Genomic DNA, 17,380 nt, shown 5'->3' with positions numbered 1-17,380 from the left:
GAGGTGCGGATCTCGCGCCGCGATGCCCCGCCGCGCAGCGTGTGGGCGCTGGAGCAGGCCGGCGTGCACCCGCTGCTGGCCCAGCTGTTCGCGGCGCGCGGCGTGCGCAGCAACGACGAGCTCGACGACGGCTTGGCCCGGCTGATCCCGCCGACCGAGCTGCTCGGCGCGCAGGCCGCGGCGGTGCTGCTGGCCGATGCGATCGCGGCGCGCAAGCGCATCTGCGTGGTTGCCGACTACGACTGCGACGGCGCCACCGCCTGCGTGGTCGCGCTGCGCGGGCTGGCACTGCTCGGCGCGGCAGCGGGCACGCTGCAGCACGTGGTGCCCGACCGCGCGGTGCATGGCTACGGGCTGACCCCGACCATCGTCGACCTGGCGCTCGCCCTCGGAGAGAAGAGCGGGCAGAAGCCCGAGCTGCTGCTGACCGTCGACAACGGCATCGCGAGCATCGCCGGCGTCGCGCATGCCCGCGCGCTCGGGCTCGACGTGCTGGTCACCGACCACCACCTGCCCGCGAAGGAAGGCGAGCTGGTGGTGCTGCCGGACGCGAGCGTGATCGTCAACCCGAACCAGCCCGGCTGCGGCTTCCCGAGCAAGAACCTGGCGGGCGTCGGCGTGATGTTCTACGTGCTGCTCGCGTTGCGCAGCGAATTGCGCACGCGCGGGGCCTTCAGTGCCGAGCAGCAGCCGCGGCTCGACGCACTGCTCGACCTGGTCGCGCTCGGCACCGTGGCCGACGTGGTGCGGCTCGATGCCAACAACCGCCGGCTGGTCGCGCAAGGCCTGCGCCGCATCCGCAGCGGCCGCATGCAGCCGGGCATCGCAGCGCTGTTCAGCGCCGCCGGGCGCGATGCCTCGCGCGCCTGCGGCTTCGACTTCGGCTTCGCGCTCGGGCCGCGCATCAATGCGGCCGGCCGGCTGTCGGACATGTCGCTCGGCATCGAATGCCTGCTGACCGACGACCCGGCGCGCGCCGCGCAGCTGGCGCAGACGCTGGACACCATCAACCGCGAGCGCCGCGAGGTCGAGGCCGGCATGCGCGAGCAGGCCGAGGCCATGCTCGAGACGCTGATGCCCGAAGGCGATGCGCCGCCGGCGCTGGCCCTCTACGACCCCGAGTTCCACGAGGGCGTGGTCGGCATCGTCGCCGGGCGGCTGAAGGACCGGCTGCACCGGCCGACCTTCGTGTTCGCGCTTGGCCAGGATGGGCTGCTGAAGGGCTCGGGCCGCTCGATCCCGGGCTTCCACCTGCGCGATGCGCTCGACCTCGTCACCAAGCGCCACCCGGGCGTGCTGAAGCGCTTCGGCGGGCACGCGATGGCGGCCGGTTGCACGCTGGCCGAGGAGGATTTCGACACCTTCGACGGCGCGTTGCAGCAGGTCGCGCGCGAGTGGCTCGATGCGGCGACGCTGTCGCGCACGCTGCTGACCGACGGCCCGCTGGCGGCCGAGTATTTCAATGCCGAGACGGTGCGCTCGCTCGATGCGCAGGTGTGGGGCCAGGCGTTCGAGCCGCCGCTGTTCTGCGACGAGGTCGAGGTGGTGTCGCAGCGGCTGGTGGCCGAGAAGCATTTGAAGCTGTCCGTGCGGCATGCCGGCGCGCTGCGCGACGCGATCTGGTTCGGCCACACCGAGCCGGTGGGCGCGAAGGTGCGGCTGGCCTACCAGCTGCGGGTCGACGAGTACAACGGCCAGCAGCGGGTGCAGATGGTCGTGGAAGGAGCAGGATGAACGCGATGATCCGGGCGGCGCTGGTCGCCATCACCTGCGCGGTGTCTTGCGCGGCGCAGGCCATCGACGTGGTGCCGGTGGCGAGCGGGCTGCAGAACCCGTGGGGCCTGGCCTTCCTGCCGGACGGGCGGATGCTGGTCACCGAGCGCCCGGGCCGCATGCGCATCGTCGCGGCCGATGGCCGGCTCGGCGAGCCGCTGCAGGGCCTGCCGGCGGTCGACGCGCGCAGCCAGGGCGGGCTGCTCGATGTCGCGCTCGACCCGAAGTTCGCGAGCAACGGCCTCGTCTACTGGAGCTATGCCGAAGCCGGCAGCCGCAGCGAGTCCGACAAGAACGGCACCGCGGTCGCGCGCGGCCGGCTGCAGGGCGACCGGCTGACCGAGGTCAGCGTGATCTTCCGGCAGCTGCCGAAGGTCAAGAGCACGGCGCACTTCGGCTCGCGGCTGGTGTTCGGCCGCGACGGCCGGCTGTTCATCACGCTGGGCGACCGCTACCTGATGCGCGACGACGCGCAGAACCTCGGCAACCACCTGGGCAAGGTGGTGCGCATCGAGGCCGATGGTCGCGTGCCGGCCGACAACCCGTATGTCAAGACGGCGGGGGCGCGGCCCGAGCTGTGGAGCATCGGCCACCGCAACATGCAGGGCGCCGCGCTGAACCCGTGGACCGGCGCGCTGTGGACGCACGAGCATGGGCCGCAGGGCGGCGACGAGGTCAACCTCGATGGGGCAGGAAAGAACTATGGCTGGCCGGTCATCAGCTACGGCTGCGAGTACGGCAGCTGCGCGGCGATCGGCGAGGGCAAGGCCAAGGCCGGCATGGAGCAGCCGCTGACGACCTGGGTGCCGTCGATCGCGCCGAGCGGCATGGCCTTTCTCACGAGCGAGCGCTACGCCGGCTGGAAGGGCAGCCTGTTCGTCGGCGCCTTGGCCGGGCAGATGCTGGTGCGGCTGCAGCTCGACGGCGACAAGGTCGTCAAGGAAGAGCGGCTGCTGACCGAGCTGCACGAGCGCATCCGCGACGTGCGCCAGGGGCCGGACGGGTTCCTGTACCTGCTGACCGACAACAACCCCGGGCGCGTGCTGCGCGTCACTCCCTGAGTAGCCCCTGCGGCGGCCTTGGCAGGGCCGGCTCCCTACAATGCCACCCGTGAGCCTGCCTGCTGTCTGGACCAACGCCGACCTGCACTGCCATTCCGTCGTGTCGGACGGCACACTGCAGCCCGAGGAACTCGCGGCACGCGCGAAGGCCAACGGCGTCGAGCTGTGGGCACTGACCGACCACGACGAGATCGGCGGCCAGCACCGCGCCCAGGCGGCAGCACGGGCGCTGGGCCTGCCCTACCTCACCGGCGCCGAGATCTCGGTGACCTTCGCCGGGATCACGGTGCACATCGTCGGGCTCGGCTTCGATGTCGACGATGCGCAACTCGCCGCCGGCCTCGCCGCGACGCGCGGCGGCCGCGAGGAGCGCGCCCGCGAGATGGCCGCGGGCCTGGCGCAGGTCGGCATCCACGGCGCCTATGAGGGCGCGCTGAAGTACGTCGGCAACCCGGAGCTGATCTCGCGCACGCACTTCGCGCGCCACCTGGTGGAAAGCGGCGTCTGCCAGGACACCCACGAGGTCTTCCGCAAGTTCCTCGTCGAGGGCAAACCGGGCTACGTGCCGCACCGCTGGGCGAAGCTCGGCGACGCGATACGCTGGATCCGCGAGGCGCACGGCATCGCGGTGATCGCGCACCCGGGGCGCTACAAGTTCACCGCGAACGAGGAGTACGCGCTGTTCACCGAATTCAAGGTGCACGGCGGGCGCGGTGTCGAGGTCATCACCGGCAGCCACTCGGGCAGCGACTTCATCAAGTACGCCGACATGGCGCTCGAGTTCGAGATGCTGGCGTCGCGCGGATCCGATTTCCACAGCCCCGACGAGAGCCACGTCGACCTGGGCACGCTGCCGCCGCTGCCAAGCAAGCTGACGCCGGTGTGGGAAGCGCTGGGCGATCGCGTGCAACTTCCGTGACAGGTCAGCGCCCCGCGCGGGGCATCGCGCTGATCGCCCTGGCGGCGCTGTGTTTCGCGACCATGGACACCACGATCAAGTACCTCGGCGCCTTCCTGCCGGTGCTGCTGATCCTGTGGGCGCGCTACGCCTTCCAGGCGGTGTCGATGGGCGCCTGGCTGCTGCGCTCGAAGACCGCCAGCTTCCGCACCGAGCACCCGCGCTTCCAGCTCGCGCGCGGCGCCTTGCTGCTGGCGACCAGCGCGCTGAGCTTCTTCGGCGTGCAGCGCATGCCGGTGGCCGAGTTCACCGCGATCAACATGCTGACGCCGGTGGTGGTGACGCTGCTGGCCGCCTGGGTGCTGCACGAGCGCGTGTCGGCGCCGCGCTGGGCGCTGGTGTGCGCGGCCTTCGCCGGCGCGATCATCGTGATCCGCCCCGGCAGTGGGTTGTTCGGCTGGGCCGTGCTGTTCCCGCTGGCGGGCGCGCTGACCTATGCCAGCTTCCAGGTGCTGACGAGCAAGCTGTCGGCGCTGGAGAGCCCGTACACGACGCACTTCTACACCGGCCTGACCGGCGCGCTGGCGTTGACGCCGGTGCTGTTCTTCAGCGCGATCGACACCGACGGCACTCTGCTGGCCGCGCCGCCGCAGCAGTTGGTGCTGTTGCTCGCGATCGGCGCGCTCGGCACGGTGGGCCACCTGTTCCTGATCCTGGCGCTGGGCCTGGCGCCGACGGCGACGCTGATGCCCTTCATCTACCTGCAGATCGGCGTGGCCGCGGCGGTGAGCTGGCTGGTGTTCCGCTACGTGCCGGACGCCTGGGCCTGGGTCGGCATGGGCGTGATCGCGGTGTGCGGTGCCGCGAGCGCGTGGCTGAACATGCGAAAGACCGCGGCGCACCCCGCGACATCGACAGTGGCGGCGGACACGATCGCGGATTAGCATCGCGGCCCATGCCGCAACTCTTCGAAGTCCATCCCGACAACCCGCAGCAGCGTCTGCTGAAGCAGGCCGCGCAGATCCTGCACGACGGCGGCATCGCCGCGGTGCCCACCGACTCGAGCTATGCGCTGGTGTGCCACCTCGACGACAAGGCGGCGGCCGAGAACCTGCGGCGCATCCGCGGCGTCGACGACAAGCACCACCTGACGCTGCTGTGCCACGACCTGTCGGAGCTGTCCAGCTATGCCCGCGTCGACAACCGCCAGTACCGCCTGATGAAGCACGCGACGCCAGGCCCCTTCACCTTCATCCTCGAGGCCACGAAGGAGGTACCGCGGCGCGTGTCACACCCGTCCCGCCGCACGATCGGCCTGCGCGTGCCGGACCACAAGATGCTGCAGCAACTGCTCGACATCTTCGGCGAGCCACTGCTGTCGACAACGCTGATCGCACCGGGCGAGACCGAGCCGATGAACGATCCCGATGAGATACGCGAGCGTTTCCAGGGCCAGGTGCAGGCGGTGGTCGATGCCGGCGCGTGCCCACGCGAGCCGACCACGGTGGTCGACCTGACGACGGACGAGCCGGTGCTGTTCCGGCTGGGGCGAGGGGACCCCGCCCTGCTGGGACTGCCGGTCGCGTGACGCGTCAGGCGGCCGCGAGCAAGCCGTCGTCCTTCAGCTTGAACTGGCGAACAGCATCCACCAGCCGCGCCGCCTGCTGCTGAAGGCTGTCGGCCGCCGCGGCAGACTGCTCGACCAGCGCCGCGTTCTGCTGCGTCACCTGTTCGATCTGCATCACCGAATCGCTGACCAGCCCGATGCCGGCCGTCTGCTCGCCGGTCGCGTTGCTGATCTCGTCGATCAGCTCGGCCACCCGCTTCACCTGGGCCACGACGTCCTTCATCGTCACGCCGGCGTCGCCCACCAGCTGCGTGCCGGCCGCGACCTTCTCGACGCTCGCGCCGATCAGCGCCTTGATCTCCTTGGCCGCCTGCGCGCTGCGCTGCGCGAGGCTGCGCACCTCGCTGGCCACCACCGCGAAGCCACGGCCCTGTTCACCGGCGCGTGCTGCCTCGACGGCCGCGTTCAGCGCCAGGATGTTGGTCTGGAAGGCGATGCCGTCGATCACGCCGATGATGTCGCTGATCTTGCGCGAGCTCGCGCTGATCTCTTCCATCGTCGTCACGACCCGGCCGACCACGTCGCCGCCCTGCACCGCCACCTGGCGGGCCGAGCTCGCGAGCTGCGTCGCCTGGCGCGCGGTGTCGGCATTCGCCCGCACCGTCGCGGTAATTTGCTCCATCGACGCGGCCGTGCGCTGCAGGTTCGACGCCTGCTCCTCGGTGCGCTGCGACAGATCGGCGTTGCCGCCGGCGATCTCGCTCGAACCGGTCGCGATGCTGTCCGACCCGGCGCGCACCGCGCCCACCACCCGCACCAGGCTGTCGTTCATCACCTGCAGCGCGCCCAGCAACTGGCTGGTCTCGTCGGTGCCGTGCACCTCGATGCGCGAGGTCAGGTCGCCGGCCGCCACCGTCTCGGCCACCAGCACCGCGCGACGCAGCGCACCGGTGATCGAGCGGCTGATGACCAGGCTGATCGCGACGCCGCACAGCGCGGCCACGCCGGCCAGCACCAGCGTCGTGACGATCCCCGCACGGCCGGAAGCTTGCGCCTGCTGCGCGTCCGCCCGCATCTGCGATTCGTGGAACTTCACCATGTCGAGCGACGCGGCAAGGTAGGCATCTTGCAGCGGCCGCACTTCCTTCAGCAGGAAGTTGCGCGCGGCATCGGGCAGGTTGGCCTGCAGCAGCGTGACGACCTTCTGGCGCTTCTTGACGTAGGCGTCGCCGCTTTCCTGCAAGGCCTTCAGCAGTTCGTCGCCCTTCGCGGAGGCACCGGTCGCGGCCAGCTTCTCGCGCAGCAGCGAGATCTCGCGCGTGGCCTCGCTGACCTTCGTGATGTAGCCCTTGACCTCGGCCTCGTCGCCGACGGCCAGCACCGCGCTGCGCAGGTGGTTGGCCTGCTTGTTGACGGCGCGGTCGATCTCGGTGGCGAGCGCGATCTGGCCGTAGCCCTCGGTGACGATCTCGGCCGTGGCCGCATTGATGGCGCGGATGCGCCACACCGACACGCCGGTGATCAGCACCAGCAACAGGATCACGACGCCGAAACCCAGGCCCAGCCGCGTCCCGATCTTCATCCGGTTGACGAAATTCATGTTGTCTCCTGATTCGCTCGCGCAGCCTGGGCGGCTGCAACGGGATCAGGAGGCTATCGGCGCGCTCTGGCGCCGACTTGAGGACGCCTGGACCCTATTTGGTCAGGATCAGCTTGCCGAGCGACGTTTGTCGCAGGCGGTAGCGCATGCCGTCGTGTTCGATCTCGACGACCGTCTCGCCGTCGAGGATCTGCGCGCTGGTGATGCAGCGGACCGGCCCCGCCGTGCTGCCGCCAGCCGGCTGCGCACGGGGAGAACGGGCGGGCGCCGCGGGCAGGGCCTGCGCGGCGGGGGACAGGTGGGTGGAGGTGTGCATGGGTCGCAGTTTAAATGCGAACCGTTCGCATCTACAAGCCCCCTTGTCGACAAACCCCCTCGCCGGCGCGGCTTTCGCCGTGCGGCGTGGGGTCGATCAGGCCTTCAGGGCCGCGGTGACGACGATCTCGATGCGGTAGGCCGGGTTCGCCAGCTTCGCCTGCACGGTCGCGCGCGGCGGTGCGTCGCCGGGGGCGACCCAGTCGTCCCAGACCTCGTTCATGCCGGCGAAATCGGCCATGTCGGCCAGGAAGATCTGCGCCATCAGGATGTGCGCGTTGTCGGTGTGCGCCTCGGCGAGCAGCCGGTCGACCATCGCCAGCACCTGGCGGGTCTGGCCGCGGATGTCCTGCGTCGTGTCGTCAGGCACCTGGCCGGCGAGGTAGACCGTGCCATGGTGGATGGCCATGTCGGAATAGCGGTCCTCGACGTGGAAACGCCGTACGGCGTGGGTCATGGCTTGGCTCCGTGGTCGGAATGCTTGGGGGGATGCTTGTGCGAATGCTTGGCGCTGTGCCTGGCAGCATCGTGCTTGGCGGCATCGGCCTTGGCCGGCGCGGTCTTCTTGCTGCCGAGCTTGCTCTCGGTGCCGGCGATCAGCTTCTGGATGTTGGGCAGATGGCGCCAGACCAGCAGCAGGCTCATCACGACGATCGCGCCGGCCAGCGGGCCGCCGTCCCAGATCAGCAGTTGATAGAACGGTGCGAACACCGCGGCCACCAGCGCCGCGAGCGACGAGTAGCGGAAGAAGCCCGCGATGATGATCCAGGTGAGCAGCGTCGCCGCGCCCAGCCAGGGGTTGAACGCCAGCAGCACGCCGGCCGCGGTGGCCACGCCCTTGCCGCCCTGGAAGCGGAAGAACACCGGCCACAGGTGCCCGACGAAGGCCGCCAGCCCGACCAGCGCAACGGTGCCCTCGTGCAGCCCGAAGCGCGCACCGAACAACACCACCAGCAGCACCGGCACGTAGCCCTTCAGCGCGTCGAGCAGCAGCGTCAGGATGGCGGCCGTCTTGTTGCCCGAGCGCAGCACGTTGGTCGCACCCGGGTTGCCCGAGCCGTAGCTGCGCGGATCGTTCAGGCCCATGGCCCGGCTGACGATCACGGCGAACGACAGCGAGCCGATCAGGTAGGCCGCGATCACGGCGGCAACGGTGTAGAGAGTCTCCATGGGGTTCTTGGCGTGCGGTTGGCGGCTGGGCGCTCATTCTGCACCGGCGCACTGCACCGGCTTCGCGCCGAGCAGGCGGGTCAGCACGCCGGGCGCGATGCCGACCAGGTAGCCGCGGCGCCCGCCGTTGATGTAGATGGCAGACAGCTCGAGGATGCTGGCCTCCACGTACACCGGCATCGCCTTGCGCGTGCCGAACGGCGAGGTGCCGCCGACCAGGAAACCGCTGTGGCGCTGCGCCACCTCGGGCTTGCACGGCGCGACCTTCTTCGCGCCGATCTGCCGCGCGAGGTTCTTCGTGCTGACCTGCCGGTCGCCGTGCATCAGCACGATCAGCGGTGCGGCGCTCTCGTCCTCCATCACCAGCGTCTTGACGACGTGGTGCTCGTCGACGCCGAGCTGGCGTGCCGATTCGGTGGTGCCGCCGTGCTCGATGTAGTCGTAGAGGTGTTCGGTGAACGCGATGCCGCTCTTGCGCAGCAGCTGCGTCGCGGGGGTCTCTGAAGCGTGGTCCTTGCGTGCCATGGCCGCGAGTGTAGGGACATCGTTCTGTATCACTCTTTGTCCGGACCGGGCGCCGACACGGCGCGGGACAAAAACGCAGCCTCCATGACACACCCGGGATACGTCGGGCCGGCTCAATGAGGCCTGTCCTTCAACCCGTCTCCAACACAAGAGGTTCGCCATGTCCGAGAAGATCGATCTCCAACGCCGCCACCTGTTCGGCGCCGCGGCCGCCACCATCGGCGTTGCCCAGCTGGGCCTGATGACCCCGGCCTTCGCCGAGGCATCACGCACCACGCTGCCCGACATCAAGCCCGGCACCAACACCTCGTTCGGCGCGCTGAAGCAGATCGACGCCGGCGTGCTGAGCGTCGGCTACGCCGAAGCCGGCCCGGCCAACGGCCCGGTGGTCATGCTGTTGCACGGCTGGCCGTACGACATCCACACCTACGTCGACGTGGCACCGCTGCTGGCGGCGGCCGGCTGGCGCGTGATCGTGCCGTTCCTGCGCGGCTACGGCAGCACGCGCTTCCTGTCGGCCGACACGCCGCGCAACGGCCAGCAAGGTGCCATCGCGCAAGACGTGATCGCGCTGATGGACGCGCTGAAGATTGACCAGGCCGTGATGGCCGGCTGCGACTGGGGCGCGCGCACCGCCTGCATCGTCGCGGCCGTGTGGCCGCAGCGCACGAAGGCGCTGGTGTCGGTCAGCGGCTACCTGGTGTCGAACGTGCAGGCCGGCCAGCAGCCGCTGCCGCCGGCGGCCGAGCTGCAGTGGTGGTACCAGTTCTACCTGACGACCGAACGCGGCCGCCGCGGCTACGACGCGAACCGCCATGCGTTCGCGAAGCTGATCTGGCAGACGGCCTCGCCGCAGTGGCGCTTCGACGATGCGACCTTCGACCGCTCGGCCAAGTCGCTGGACAACCCCGACCACGTCGCGATCGCGGTGCACAACTACCGCTGGCGGCTCGGCCTGGCGGCCGGCGAATCGAAGTACGACGAGATCGAAGCGAAGCTGGCCACCGCGCCGCGCATCGCGGTGCCGGCCATCACGCTGGAAGGCGATGCCAACGGCGCGCCGCACCCGGAACCGGCGGCGTATGCCGGCAAGTTCAGCGGCCCGTACGAGCACCGCAACCTGACGGGCGGCATCGGGCACAACCTGCCGCAGGAAGCACCGCGTGCGTTCGCGCAGGCGGTGATCGACGTGGCCAAGGCATGAGCGCCTTCCTTCGATTTTCCCCGGTTCTCCCTCCACACTGACCACCATGTCCATCCTCCACCGCATCACCTCGCTGTGCCGGCCGCTGACCCTGTTGGCCGTGCTGGCCGCCTGCCTCGCCACGCCCATCGCCCGCGCGGCCGAGCCGCCCATCGCGCCCCCCAGCCTCGCCGGCGCGGTCGGCTGGCTCAACTCGCCACCGCTGACGCTCGAGTCGCTGCGCGGCAAGGTCGTGCTGGTGGACTTCTGGACGTACTCGTGCATCAACTGCCTGCGCACGCTGCCCTACGTGCGCGCATGGGCCGAGCGCTACGCCGCCCAGGGCCTGGTCGTGGTCGGCGTGCACACGCCGGAGTTCGCGTTCGAGAAGAACCTCGCGAACATCCAGCGCGCGATGCAGGACCTGAAGATCGGCTTCCCGGTCGCCGTCGACAGCAACTTCGCGGTCTGGCGCTCGTTCCAGAACCGGGCCTGGCCGGCGTTCTACCTCGTCGATGCGCAGGGCCGCATCCGCCATCAGCAGTACGGCGAAGGCGACTTCGACGCGACCGAGAAGGTGATCCACGCGCTGCTGAAGGAATCGGGCACCGATGCGGCCCGCAAGCCGATGCCCTCCGTCACGCTGGACACCAGCGGCGTCGGCCTGCCGCCCGACATGGCCAACGCGAAGTCGCCGGAGACCTACATCGGCTACCAACAGGCGGAGAGCTTCGCGTCGCCGGGCGGCATCGTCCGCGACCGCGCACACGCCTACACGCCGGGCACGCCACGCGTGAACGAATGGGGGCTGTCGGGCGAATGGGCGGTGCAGCCCGAGTTTGCCGAGCTTAGCCGCGCCGGCGGCAGCGTGGTGTATCGCTTCCATGCACGCGACCTGCACCTGGTGCTCGGCCGCGCATCGGCCGGCATGCGGGTGCGCTTCCGGCTGACGCTGGACGGCAAGCCGCCCGGCGCCGACCACGGCGTCGACACCGACGCCGACGGCAACGGCGTGATCGACGCCGAGCGCCTGTACCAGCTGGTGCGCCAGCAAGGCCGCATCGGCGACCGCACGATCGAGATCCGCTTCCTCGATCCCGGCGCGCGCGCCTTCGCGTTCACCTTCGGCTGAGCAGAACAGCCCGCATCACTGCGCCGGATCGCGGTGCGTCCAGCGGATCGCGTCGATCTCGGCCAGCAGCTCCGGTGACAGCGCCGTGCCCCAGGCCGCCAGGTTCTCGTCCAGCTGCGCGAGCGAGGTGACGCCGATGATGGTGCTCGCGACGCGACGGCTGCCGTAGACGAAGGCGAGTGCGAGCTGCGTCGGCGTCAGGCCGTGGCGCCGCGCCAGCGCGTTGTACAGGCGCGCCGCGGCCAGCGCCTCGGGGCGGCCCCAGCGGCCTTTCTTCATGCCGTCGAAGATCGCCAGCCGCCCGGGCTTGTCGGCGGCGTCGAAGCCGATCTCGTCGTACTTGCCGGTCAGCGAACCGAACGCGAGCGGCGAATACGCGAGCAGCGAGACCTGCTCGCGGTACAACATCTCGTCGAGCCCGTTGTCGAGCGCGCGGCTGGTCAGCGCGTACGGGTTCTGCACGGTGGCCACGCGCGGCAGCCCGTGCTGGCCGGCCACCCGCAGGAACTCGCCGACGCCCCACGGCGTCTCGTTCGACAGCCCGATGTGCCGGACCTTGCCGGCCTTCACCAGCCCGGCCAGCGCTTGCAACTGCTCGTGGATGCTGCTGAATTCGTCGTCCTTGGACGGGTCGAAGTAGAGCGCGCCGAAGGTCGGCACGTTGCGGTTCGGCCAATGGATCTGGTAGAGGTCGATCACGTCGGTGCGCAGGCGCTTCAGGCTGTCGTCGCAGGCCTGCACGATCTCGGCCGGCAGCAGGTTCGGGCTGCCGCCGCGCACCCAGTCCATGTTGCGCCCGGGGCCGGCCACCTTGGTCGCGAGCACCACCTTCTGGCGCATGCCGGGCCGGGCGGCGAACCAGTTGCCGATGATGCGTTCGGTGGCGCCGTAGGTTTCTCGGCGCGTCGGCACCGCGTACATCTCGGCGGTGTCGATGAAGTTGATGCCGCGCGCGACGGCCTCGTCGAGGATGCGGTGCGCCGCGGCTTCGTCGACCTGTTCGCCGAAGGTCATCGTGCCGAGGCAGATCGGGGTGACACGCAGGTCGCTGCGGCCGAGCGGGAGGGTGGTGAAGGTGGTCATCGTGCGAGTTTATGAAGAATCGCGCCCGCACGCACTGCGGCATCATCGCCGTCCATGACCACCTACGTCGCCTTCCTGCGCGCGATCAATGTCGGCGGGCGCACCGTCCGCATGGAGGCGCTGCGCGCGCTGTTCGAGCAGTTCGGCCTGCAGCAGGTCGAGACCTTCATCGCAAGCGGCAACGTGATCTTCACGAGCCGCAGCGGCGAGGCCGCGCTGGTGCGCAAGATCGAGCAAGGCCTGCGCGAAGGCCTCGGCTTCGAGGTCGACACCTTCGTGCGCAGCGTCGCCGAGCTGGCGCAGATCGCCGCGCACCGGCCGTTCGACGAGGCGGCGATGGCCTCGGCCGGCGCGCTGAACATCGGGTTCCTGGCCGAGCCTATGGCCGCGCCGGCCGTCCAGACCCTGATGGGCCTGCGCAGCGGGATCGACGACTTCCACGTGCATGGCCGCGAGGTCTGGTGGCGCTGCGCGAAGAAGCAGAGCGAATCAACCTTCTCCAACGTGAACTTCGAGCGCGCGTGCAGGTTGCGAACGACCTTCCGCGGGATCAACACGGTGCGCAAGCTCGCGGCCAGACTGGTGCCTTAGGCTTCACGACAAGCGGTAGGCCTTCCTCTCAGCGGCTCGAATGATCTCCGCGCTCAGGCGGTCCAGAAGATCAAGCATCCGGCCCGATCGTTCCAAGAACTGCTCTTTCGACACGGGGAAGCCTTCGCCGTGGGCAACCTTGTGGCGATCTGCAACAACCTGCTCGTCGATGAACACCTTCGTCGTGGACCAACCGGCCGCATCGAGCCCCATTTCCGCATCGACTCCTACCGAGCCGAGAAGCCTTGCCACCAGCGTGCTGCTGGGATTCCCCTCGGTCTTTGCAAGCCATCCAGAGTGCGAGCACACCACGTCAAGCCCCAGCTGAATTCGCTCTGCCAGACGTACATGTGTTTCGTTGCCAGGAAACTCAGCCTCGCTGGCTCGCCGGACATCCGAGAAGAGGGCCTGCGCAACAAACACGGGCGCCAAGTCGCGCAACCGCAGCCCCTGCGCAAACACATGCGCCACATACTTCTCGACGGCTTTCTTCAAGAAGCCCTCCCAGTGGGCACAGATGAGAACCAAGCCGGCACGAAAGAGATAGTTCCTTTCTGTCGCTGATCTCATGGCTGAAATGCGCAGGCCACTGAGCTCCTTCTTGCGCCAAGAGAGATCCCTCTCCAGCGCAGCCTGCAAGCCTTCCAGAGATTGCACGCTCACGGTGGCTCCTAAGGTCGACGCGGCACGACCACCCGCTTGGCTGCTGCCTTGTTCGCCGGCACCACCTTGGCAGCAGCTTGTGCCATTGGAGCGCCACGTCGGCGGGGTTCATGGCGAGCGAGTTCTTCAGCAATCAGCGCATCGGCAGCGGGACGCACCCGGGCCATTCGCTCCCGCGCCCGCAAGCCGGAGAAGCTCTCCTTGTATGCCTTTGTGGACCAGAGGGACTTGACGACCTTGTGAATGTCGAACGTGTCGTGCTGTGCTCGAACCTGGTGCCAGTGCCGCCCCAGGGACAACGCCAAGCCTTCGTATGCCCCAAGCGAAAATCCGCCACTGAAGGAGTCGCGGCCTTCGCTCCACCGTCGAAATGCATCGCCGTCCAGCGTCGCGTCCAGGAAAGCAAACACCTCCTGAAACACATCGCGCTCGGATTCAGTATCGAACTCCGGATCGGTAGCGATCTGCTCCATCCGATCTCTCAAGAACTCATGCACGTCTCCGATCGAGGTCGGATCGACGTCGCGCAGCGTGACGAAGCGAAGCGCAAGATCCATATCGTATTGCTCAAGGACCTGCGCTTCGCTCAGAAGCACACTCGCGCGGAAGTGCGCATCGGAAGCCAGCTCCTTTAACCATCTGAAGAGGCCGGGGTTCAGGCTCACCAGCACGCAATTCCTCAGTTCTTGCGGAGACAGCGGCTCACCATACGTGTTCAATCGCTCGAAGAGATCGAACTTCCCGGTTGCCTTGCCTTGCTGCTCTCTGGCCAGAACCTTGATGTCCAGGCGGGTCCGCTTGAATTCCAGACGCAGCGCATGATCCATGGCCTCGAACGTGACCCCCTCCAAGCTCGGCAAGTGCTTGGTCCCTTCCAGCACAAGAGCGGGCTTGCACTGCAGTTCAAGCTTGGTTTCGTCATTCGGGCCCAGCAGTTCTCCCATGAACTCGAAGATCGTCGAGAGCCGCTGTACACCGTCGATGACTTCCCACACCCCGGCGCCGCTGGTCGCGACGTAGATCGACGGAAGTGGGATACCCAGCAGCAACGATTCGATCAGTCTCGATTTCTGCTGGCTCTCCCATCGAAAGACGCGCTGGAACTCAGGGTGGATATCGAGTTCCTTGTCCTTGTACAGATTGAGCAACTCGCCGATCGACATCGAAAGATTGTCCGAAGAAATCTCGCGACGCTTCTCATCTACATCTGCTTTGAGCGACATGCGCCCTCCTTGTCCGTGCGTCGCTGGAAGTCTACGTCGAGACCCTCGCGAGGATGTGCGCCGGATCACGCGCTGCAGCGCACGACAACGATTTCTATCGTCGTTTCGCCCGCTCCTCTTCCCGCAGCCGCAGCACCCGCCGCTGCACCTTGCCAGTGGTCGTCATCGGCAGCGCGTCGATGAACTCGATCTCCTTCGGGTACTCGTAGGGCGCGAGCCGGCCCTTCACGTGCGCCTGCAACTCCTCGATCAATGCCGCATCGCCGACCACGCCGGCGGCCAGCACCACGTAGGCCTTGACCAGCGCGCCGCGCTCGGAGTCGGGCTTGGGCACGACCGCGGCGTTCACGACCGCCGGGTGCTTGACCAGGCAGTTCTCGATCTCGCTCGGCCCGATCCGGTAGCCGGCCGCCTTGAACACGTCGTCGCTGCGGCCCTGGTACCAGAGGTAGCCGTCGTCGTCCATCAGCGCGGTGTCGCCGGTGCGGCACCAGCTGTCGTCGGGGTCGCCGGTGAACTTGGCGCGCGTCGCGCCATCGTTGCGCCAGTAGCCGAGGAAGAACACCGGGTCGGGGTCGCCGTGCACGTCGCGGCGGTGCACCGCGACATCGCCGGGCGTGCCGCGCGAACATTCGCGGCCGTCGTCGTCGAGCACCGCGACCCGGTGCCCCGGGTAGGCCCGGCCCATGCTGCCCGGGCGCGCCGGCCAGCCGGGCTGCGCGCGGCCGTCGGCATCGAGGAACTCGGTGCAGTTGCCGACCACGTAGTTGATCTCGGTCTGGCCGAACATCTCGTTGACGGTGATGCCGAGCTGCTCGCGGCACCACGCGAACACCGCGTCGCCGACCGCCTCGCCGGCGCTCATCACCGCACGCAGCCGCAGCGCGTAGCGCCCGCGCGGCGACGGCACGGCCTTCATCATCGCCTTCAGTGCGGTCGGGAACAGGAAGGTGTTGGTCACGCCGTAGCGCGCCATCAGCTCGAAGGCCTTCTCCGGGCCGAAGCGGCCCTGGTACGCGACGATCTCGCGGCCGAAGTAGAGCGTCGGCAGCAGCGCGTCCATCAGGCCACCGGTCCAGGCCCAGTCGGCCGGGCTCCAGAACACCTCGTCGCGGCGCGGGAACCAGTTCTGGCTCGCGACGAAGCCGCTCAGGTTGCCGATCAGCGCCCGCTGCGGCAGCAGCGCACCCTTCGGCGGGCCGGTGGTGCCGCTGGTGTAGATCAGGATCGCCGGGTCGCCGGCGTGCGTCGTGACCGGCACGAAGCCGGCCTCGTCCTGCTGCAGCAGCGCGTCCCAGTCGACCTCGCCCGCCCCGGCCGCCGCCGCGCCGACGGCGATCAACGAGGCGAGCGCCGGGCACTGCGGGCGCACCGCGCGCAGCGCGGCGATCGACGCCTCGTCACCGATCGCGACGCAGGCCTCGCTGTCCTGCAGCCGGAACTCAAGCGCCTCGGGGCCGAACAGCACCGACAGCGGCATCGCGACCGCGCCCAGCTGGTGCAGCGCGATGTGCGCGACCGCGGTCTCGATGCGCTGCGCCATCACGATGGCGACGCGGTCGCCGCGCCGCACGCCGAGCCGCTGCAGCGCGGCCGCGAGCCGCCGCGAACGGGCCTGCAGCTGGCGGTAGCTGCAGGTGCGGCGCGTGCCGTCCTCGCGTTCGTGGCGGATCGCGATCGCGTCCGGCGTCTCGCGCGCCCAGCGGCCGCAGCAGGCCTCGCCGATGTTGAAGTCGGCCGGCACCTGCCAGCGGAACGAGGAATGAAGGCTGCGGTAGGCGTCGACGGCGGTCATCCGGCGCAGCTTAGGCGCCGGCGCCGCCACGGCGCATCGGGATCTACGCGGGCGTCAGGCGCCGAACCTCGCCAGCGCGTCGCCGGTGATGCGGCAGATGCGCCAGTCCGGCAGCACCGTCGCGCCCATGCGCTCGTAGAAGCGGATGGCGTTCTCGTTCCAGTCGAGCACGCTCCATTCGAAGCGGCCGTAGCCGCGGTCGACCGCCAGCCGGGCCAGCCGCGTCAGCAGGGCCTCGCCGACGCCCGCGCCGCGGTGCGCGGGCTGCACGTACAGGTCTTCCAGGTAGAGCCCCGGCTGCGCGAGGAAGGTGGAGAAGTTGGTGAAGAACAGCGCGAAGGCGATCACCTCGCCATCGGCCTCGGCGACCATTGCCTCGGCGACGGCCCTCTCGCCGAACAGGTTGGGCCGCAGCTTCTCGGGCGTGACTTGCAGCAGGTGGGTCAGCTTCTCGAACTCGGCGAGTTCGCGGATCAGGCCGACGATCGGCACGACGTCGCGCAGTTCGGCGGCGCGCAGTGCGTAAGCAGGGTTGCCGTCGAGCGGCATCGAAGAGGTGGGCATGCGGCGATTGTCTCAGGCCGACGGGCCTGCCGCTGTCGTGACCGTTCAGGCGGCCAGCCGCTCCCAGGCAACGGCCGGCGTGGCGCGGGCCGGTTCGGGCCAGATCACGCAGACGGTGCGCGGGGTCGTCAGGTGCTGGCAGAAAAAGGCGGCGGCGCGCGCGGTGCGTGCCGTGTGCGCCGCGGCGCTGCCGGCAGCGGTCCGTCCGGAATCGAGCTGCAGCGCCCGGCCCCGCAG

At 69.1% G+C, this 17,380-nt stretch carries 19 protein-coding genes; 8 read left to right on the top strand and 11 right to left on the bottom strand.

The features are described 5' to 3' along the window. The first annotated feature begins 3 nt into the window (after positions 1 to 3). From recJ to ACXJLU_RS13300, 5 genes are read left to right on the top strand one after another with little or no spacing between them, the layout of a single operon-like run. Positions 4 to 1,734 carry a single-stranded-DNA-specific exonuclease RecJ gene (gene recJ, locus ACXJLU_RS13320; RefSeq protein WP_457331674.1) on the top strand — a complete coding sequence of 577 codons (1,731 nt, stop codon included), beginning with the start codon at positions 4 to 6 and terminating at the stop codon, positions 1,732 to 1,734. Then, a complete protein-coding gene (locus tag ACXJLU_RS13315) occupies positions 1,731 to 2,834 on the top strand; it encodes a PQQ-dependent sugar dehydrogenase (protein WP_457331579.1) in 1,104 nt (367 codons plus the stop codon). The genes recJ and ACXJLU_RS13315 overlap by 4 nt, the downstream gene beginning before the upstream one ends. A gap of 55 nt (positions 2,835 to 2,889) precedes the next feature. After that, the gene (locus ACXJLU_RS13310; protein ID WP_457331672.1) at positions 2,890 to 3,753 is read left to right on the top strand and encodes a 3',5'-nucleoside bisphosphate phosphatase; all 864 of its coding nucleotides are present in this window, start codon (positions 2,890 to 2,892) and stop codon (positions 3,751 to 3,753) included. Next, positions 3,717 to 4,676, top strand: coding sequence for a DMT family transporter (locus ACXJLU_RS13305; RefSeq protein ID WP_457331577.1), 960 nt, complete (start codon positions 3,717 to 3,719; stop codon positions 4,674 to 4,676). Before ACXJLU_RS13310 ends, ACXJLU_RS13305 begins: the two co-directional genes overlap by 37 nt. A gap of 11 nt (positions 4,677 to 4,687) precedes the next feature. After that, a complete protein-coding gene (locus tag ACXJLU_RS13300) occupies positions 4,688 to 5,320 on the top strand; it encodes an L-threonylcarbamoyladenylate synthase (protein ID WP_457331576.1) in 633 nt (210 codons plus the stop codon). A 4-nt stretch (positions 5,321 to 5,324) separates the two neighbouring features. On the opposite strand, the gene ACXJLU_RS13295 is transcribed toward ACXJLU_RS13300, so the two are convergent. From ACXJLU_RS13295 to ybaK, 5 genes are all read right to left on the bottom strand, one after another. Beyond that, positions 5,325 to 6,899, bottom strand: a complete 1,575-nt coding sequence (locus tag ACXJLU_RS13295; RefSeq protein ID WP_457331574.1) for a methyl-accepting chemotaxis protein — start codon at positions 6,897 to 6,899, stop codon at positions 5,325 to 5,327. A 94-nt stretch (positions 6,900 to 6,993) separates the two neighbouring features. After that, positions 6,994 to 7,215, bottom strand: a complete 222-nt coding sequence (gene hemP, locus ACXJLU_RS13290; RefSeq protein WP_457331572.1) for a hemin uptake protein HemP — start codon at positions 7,213 to 7,215, stop codon at positions 6,994 to 6,996. Between the two features lie 96 nt (positions 7,216 to 7,311). Then, on the bottom strand, positions 7,312 to 7,671 hold the full coding sequence (locus ACXJLU_RS13285; protein ID WP_168561280.1) for a RidA family protein: 360 nt from the start codon (positions 7,669 to 7,671) through the stop codon (positions 7,312 to 7,314). Further along, positions 7,668 to 8,384, bottom strand: coding sequence for a glycerol-3-phosphate 1-O-acyltransferase PlsY (gene plsY / locus ACXJLU_RS13280; RefSeq protein WP_457331570.1), 717 nt, complete (start codon positions 8,382 to 8,384; stop codon positions 7,668 to 7,670). Before plsY ends, ACXJLU_RS13285 begins: the two co-directional genes overlap by 4 nt. A 33-nt stretch (positions 8,385 to 8,417) precedes the next feature. Continuing rightward, positions 8,418 to 8,909, bottom strand: coding sequence for a Cys-tRNA(Pro) deacylase (gene ybaK, locus ACXJLU_RS13275; RefSeq protein ID WP_457331568.1), 492 nt, complete (start codon positions 8,907 to 8,909; stop codon positions 8,418 to 8,420). Between the two features lie 160 nt (positions 8,910 to 9,069). Between ybaK and ACXJLU_RS13270 the strand changes: the two genes are divergently transcribed. Together ACXJLU_RS13270 and ACXJLU_RS13265 are read left to right on the top strand one after the other, a co-directional pair. Then, complete coding sequence (locus ACXJLU_RS13270) at positions 9,070 to 10,113, top strand: alpha/beta fold hydrolase (RefSeq protein WP_457331566.1); 1,044 nt, start codon at positions 9,070 to 9,072, stop codon at positions 10,111 to 10,113. Between the two features lie 46 nt (positions 10,114 to 10,159). Then, positions 10,160 to 11,224: a thioredoxin family protein gene (locus ACXJLU_RS13265; RefSeq protein ID WP_457331564.1), complete on the top strand. Its 1,065-nt coding sequence runs from the start codon at positions 10,160 to 10,162 to the stop codon at positions 11,222 to 11,224. A gap of 15 nt (positions 11,225 to 11,239) precedes the next feature. Here the strand turns inward: ACXJLU_RS13265 and ACXJLU_RS13260 are convergent, their stop codons facing one another. After that, positions 11,240 to 12,307 carry an aldo/keto reductase gene (locus tag ACXJLU_RS13260; RefSeq protein ID WP_457331562.1) on the bottom strand — a complete coding sequence of 356 codons (1,068 nt, stop codon included), beginning with the start codon at positions 12,305 to 12,307 and terminating at the stop codon, positions 11,240 to 11,242. Positions 12,308 to 12,361: 54 nt separating this feature from the next. Here ACXJLU_RS13260 and ACXJLU_RS13255 point away from each other — a divergent pair, with 54 nt between their 5' ends. Beyond that, positions 12,362 to 12,898 (top strand): DUF1697 domain-containing protein, encoded by a 537-nt coding sequence (locus ACXJLU_RS13255; RefSeq protein WP_457331560.1) that lies wholly within the window; start codon positions 12,362 to 12,364, stop codon positions 12,896 to 12,898. A 3-nt stretch (positions 12,899 to 12,901) separates the two neighbouring features. Here ACXJLU_RS13255 and ACXJLU_RS13250 read toward each other — a convergent pair whose 3' ends face one another. From ACXJLU_RS13250 to ACXJLU_RS13230, 5 genes are all read right to left on the bottom strand, one after another. Then, positions 12,902 to 13,561 carry an MAE_28990/MAE_18760 family HEPN-like nuclease gene (locus ACXJLU_RS13250; RefSeq protein ID WP_457331558.1) on the bottom strand — a complete coding sequence of 220 codons (660 nt, stop codon included), beginning with the start codon at positions 13,559 to 13,561 and terminating at the stop codon, positions 12,902 to 12,904. Positions 13,562 to 13,569: 8 nt separating this feature from the next. Then, positions 13,570 to 14,784: a DUF262 domain-containing protein gene (locus tag ACXJLU_RS13245; RefSeq protein WP_457331556.1), complete on the bottom strand. Its 1,215-nt coding sequence runs from the start codon at positions 14,782 to 14,784 to the stop codon at positions 13,570 to 13,572. A 94-nt stretch (positions 14,785 to 14,878) separates the two neighbouring features. Beyond that, entirely contained in the window at positions 14,879 to 16,579 is a 1,701-nt protein-coding gene (locus ACXJLU_RS13240; protein WP_457331554.1) for an acetate--CoA ligase, read from the bottom strand. Positions 16,580 to 16,633: 54 nt separating this feature from the next. Continuing rightward, positions 16,634 to 17,143, bottom strand: coding sequence for a GNAT family N-acetyltransferase (locus tag ACXJLU_RS13235; RefSeq protein WP_457331552.1), 510 nt, complete (start codon positions 17,141 to 17,143; stop codon positions 16,634 to 16,636). A gap of 45 nt (positions 17,144 to 17,188) precedes the next feature. Continuing rightward, the coding region (locus ACXJLU_RS13230) for a hypothetical protein (RefSeq protein WP_457331550.1) at positions 17,189 to 17,380 on the bottom strand (192 nt) is incomplete at its 5' end.

It is taken from the genome of Rhizobacter sp. P5_C2 (assembly GCF_054049715.1).
The sequence above is the reverse complement of the archived record's forward strand: the minus strand, read 5'-3'. Positions and strand labels throughout refer to the sequence as shown.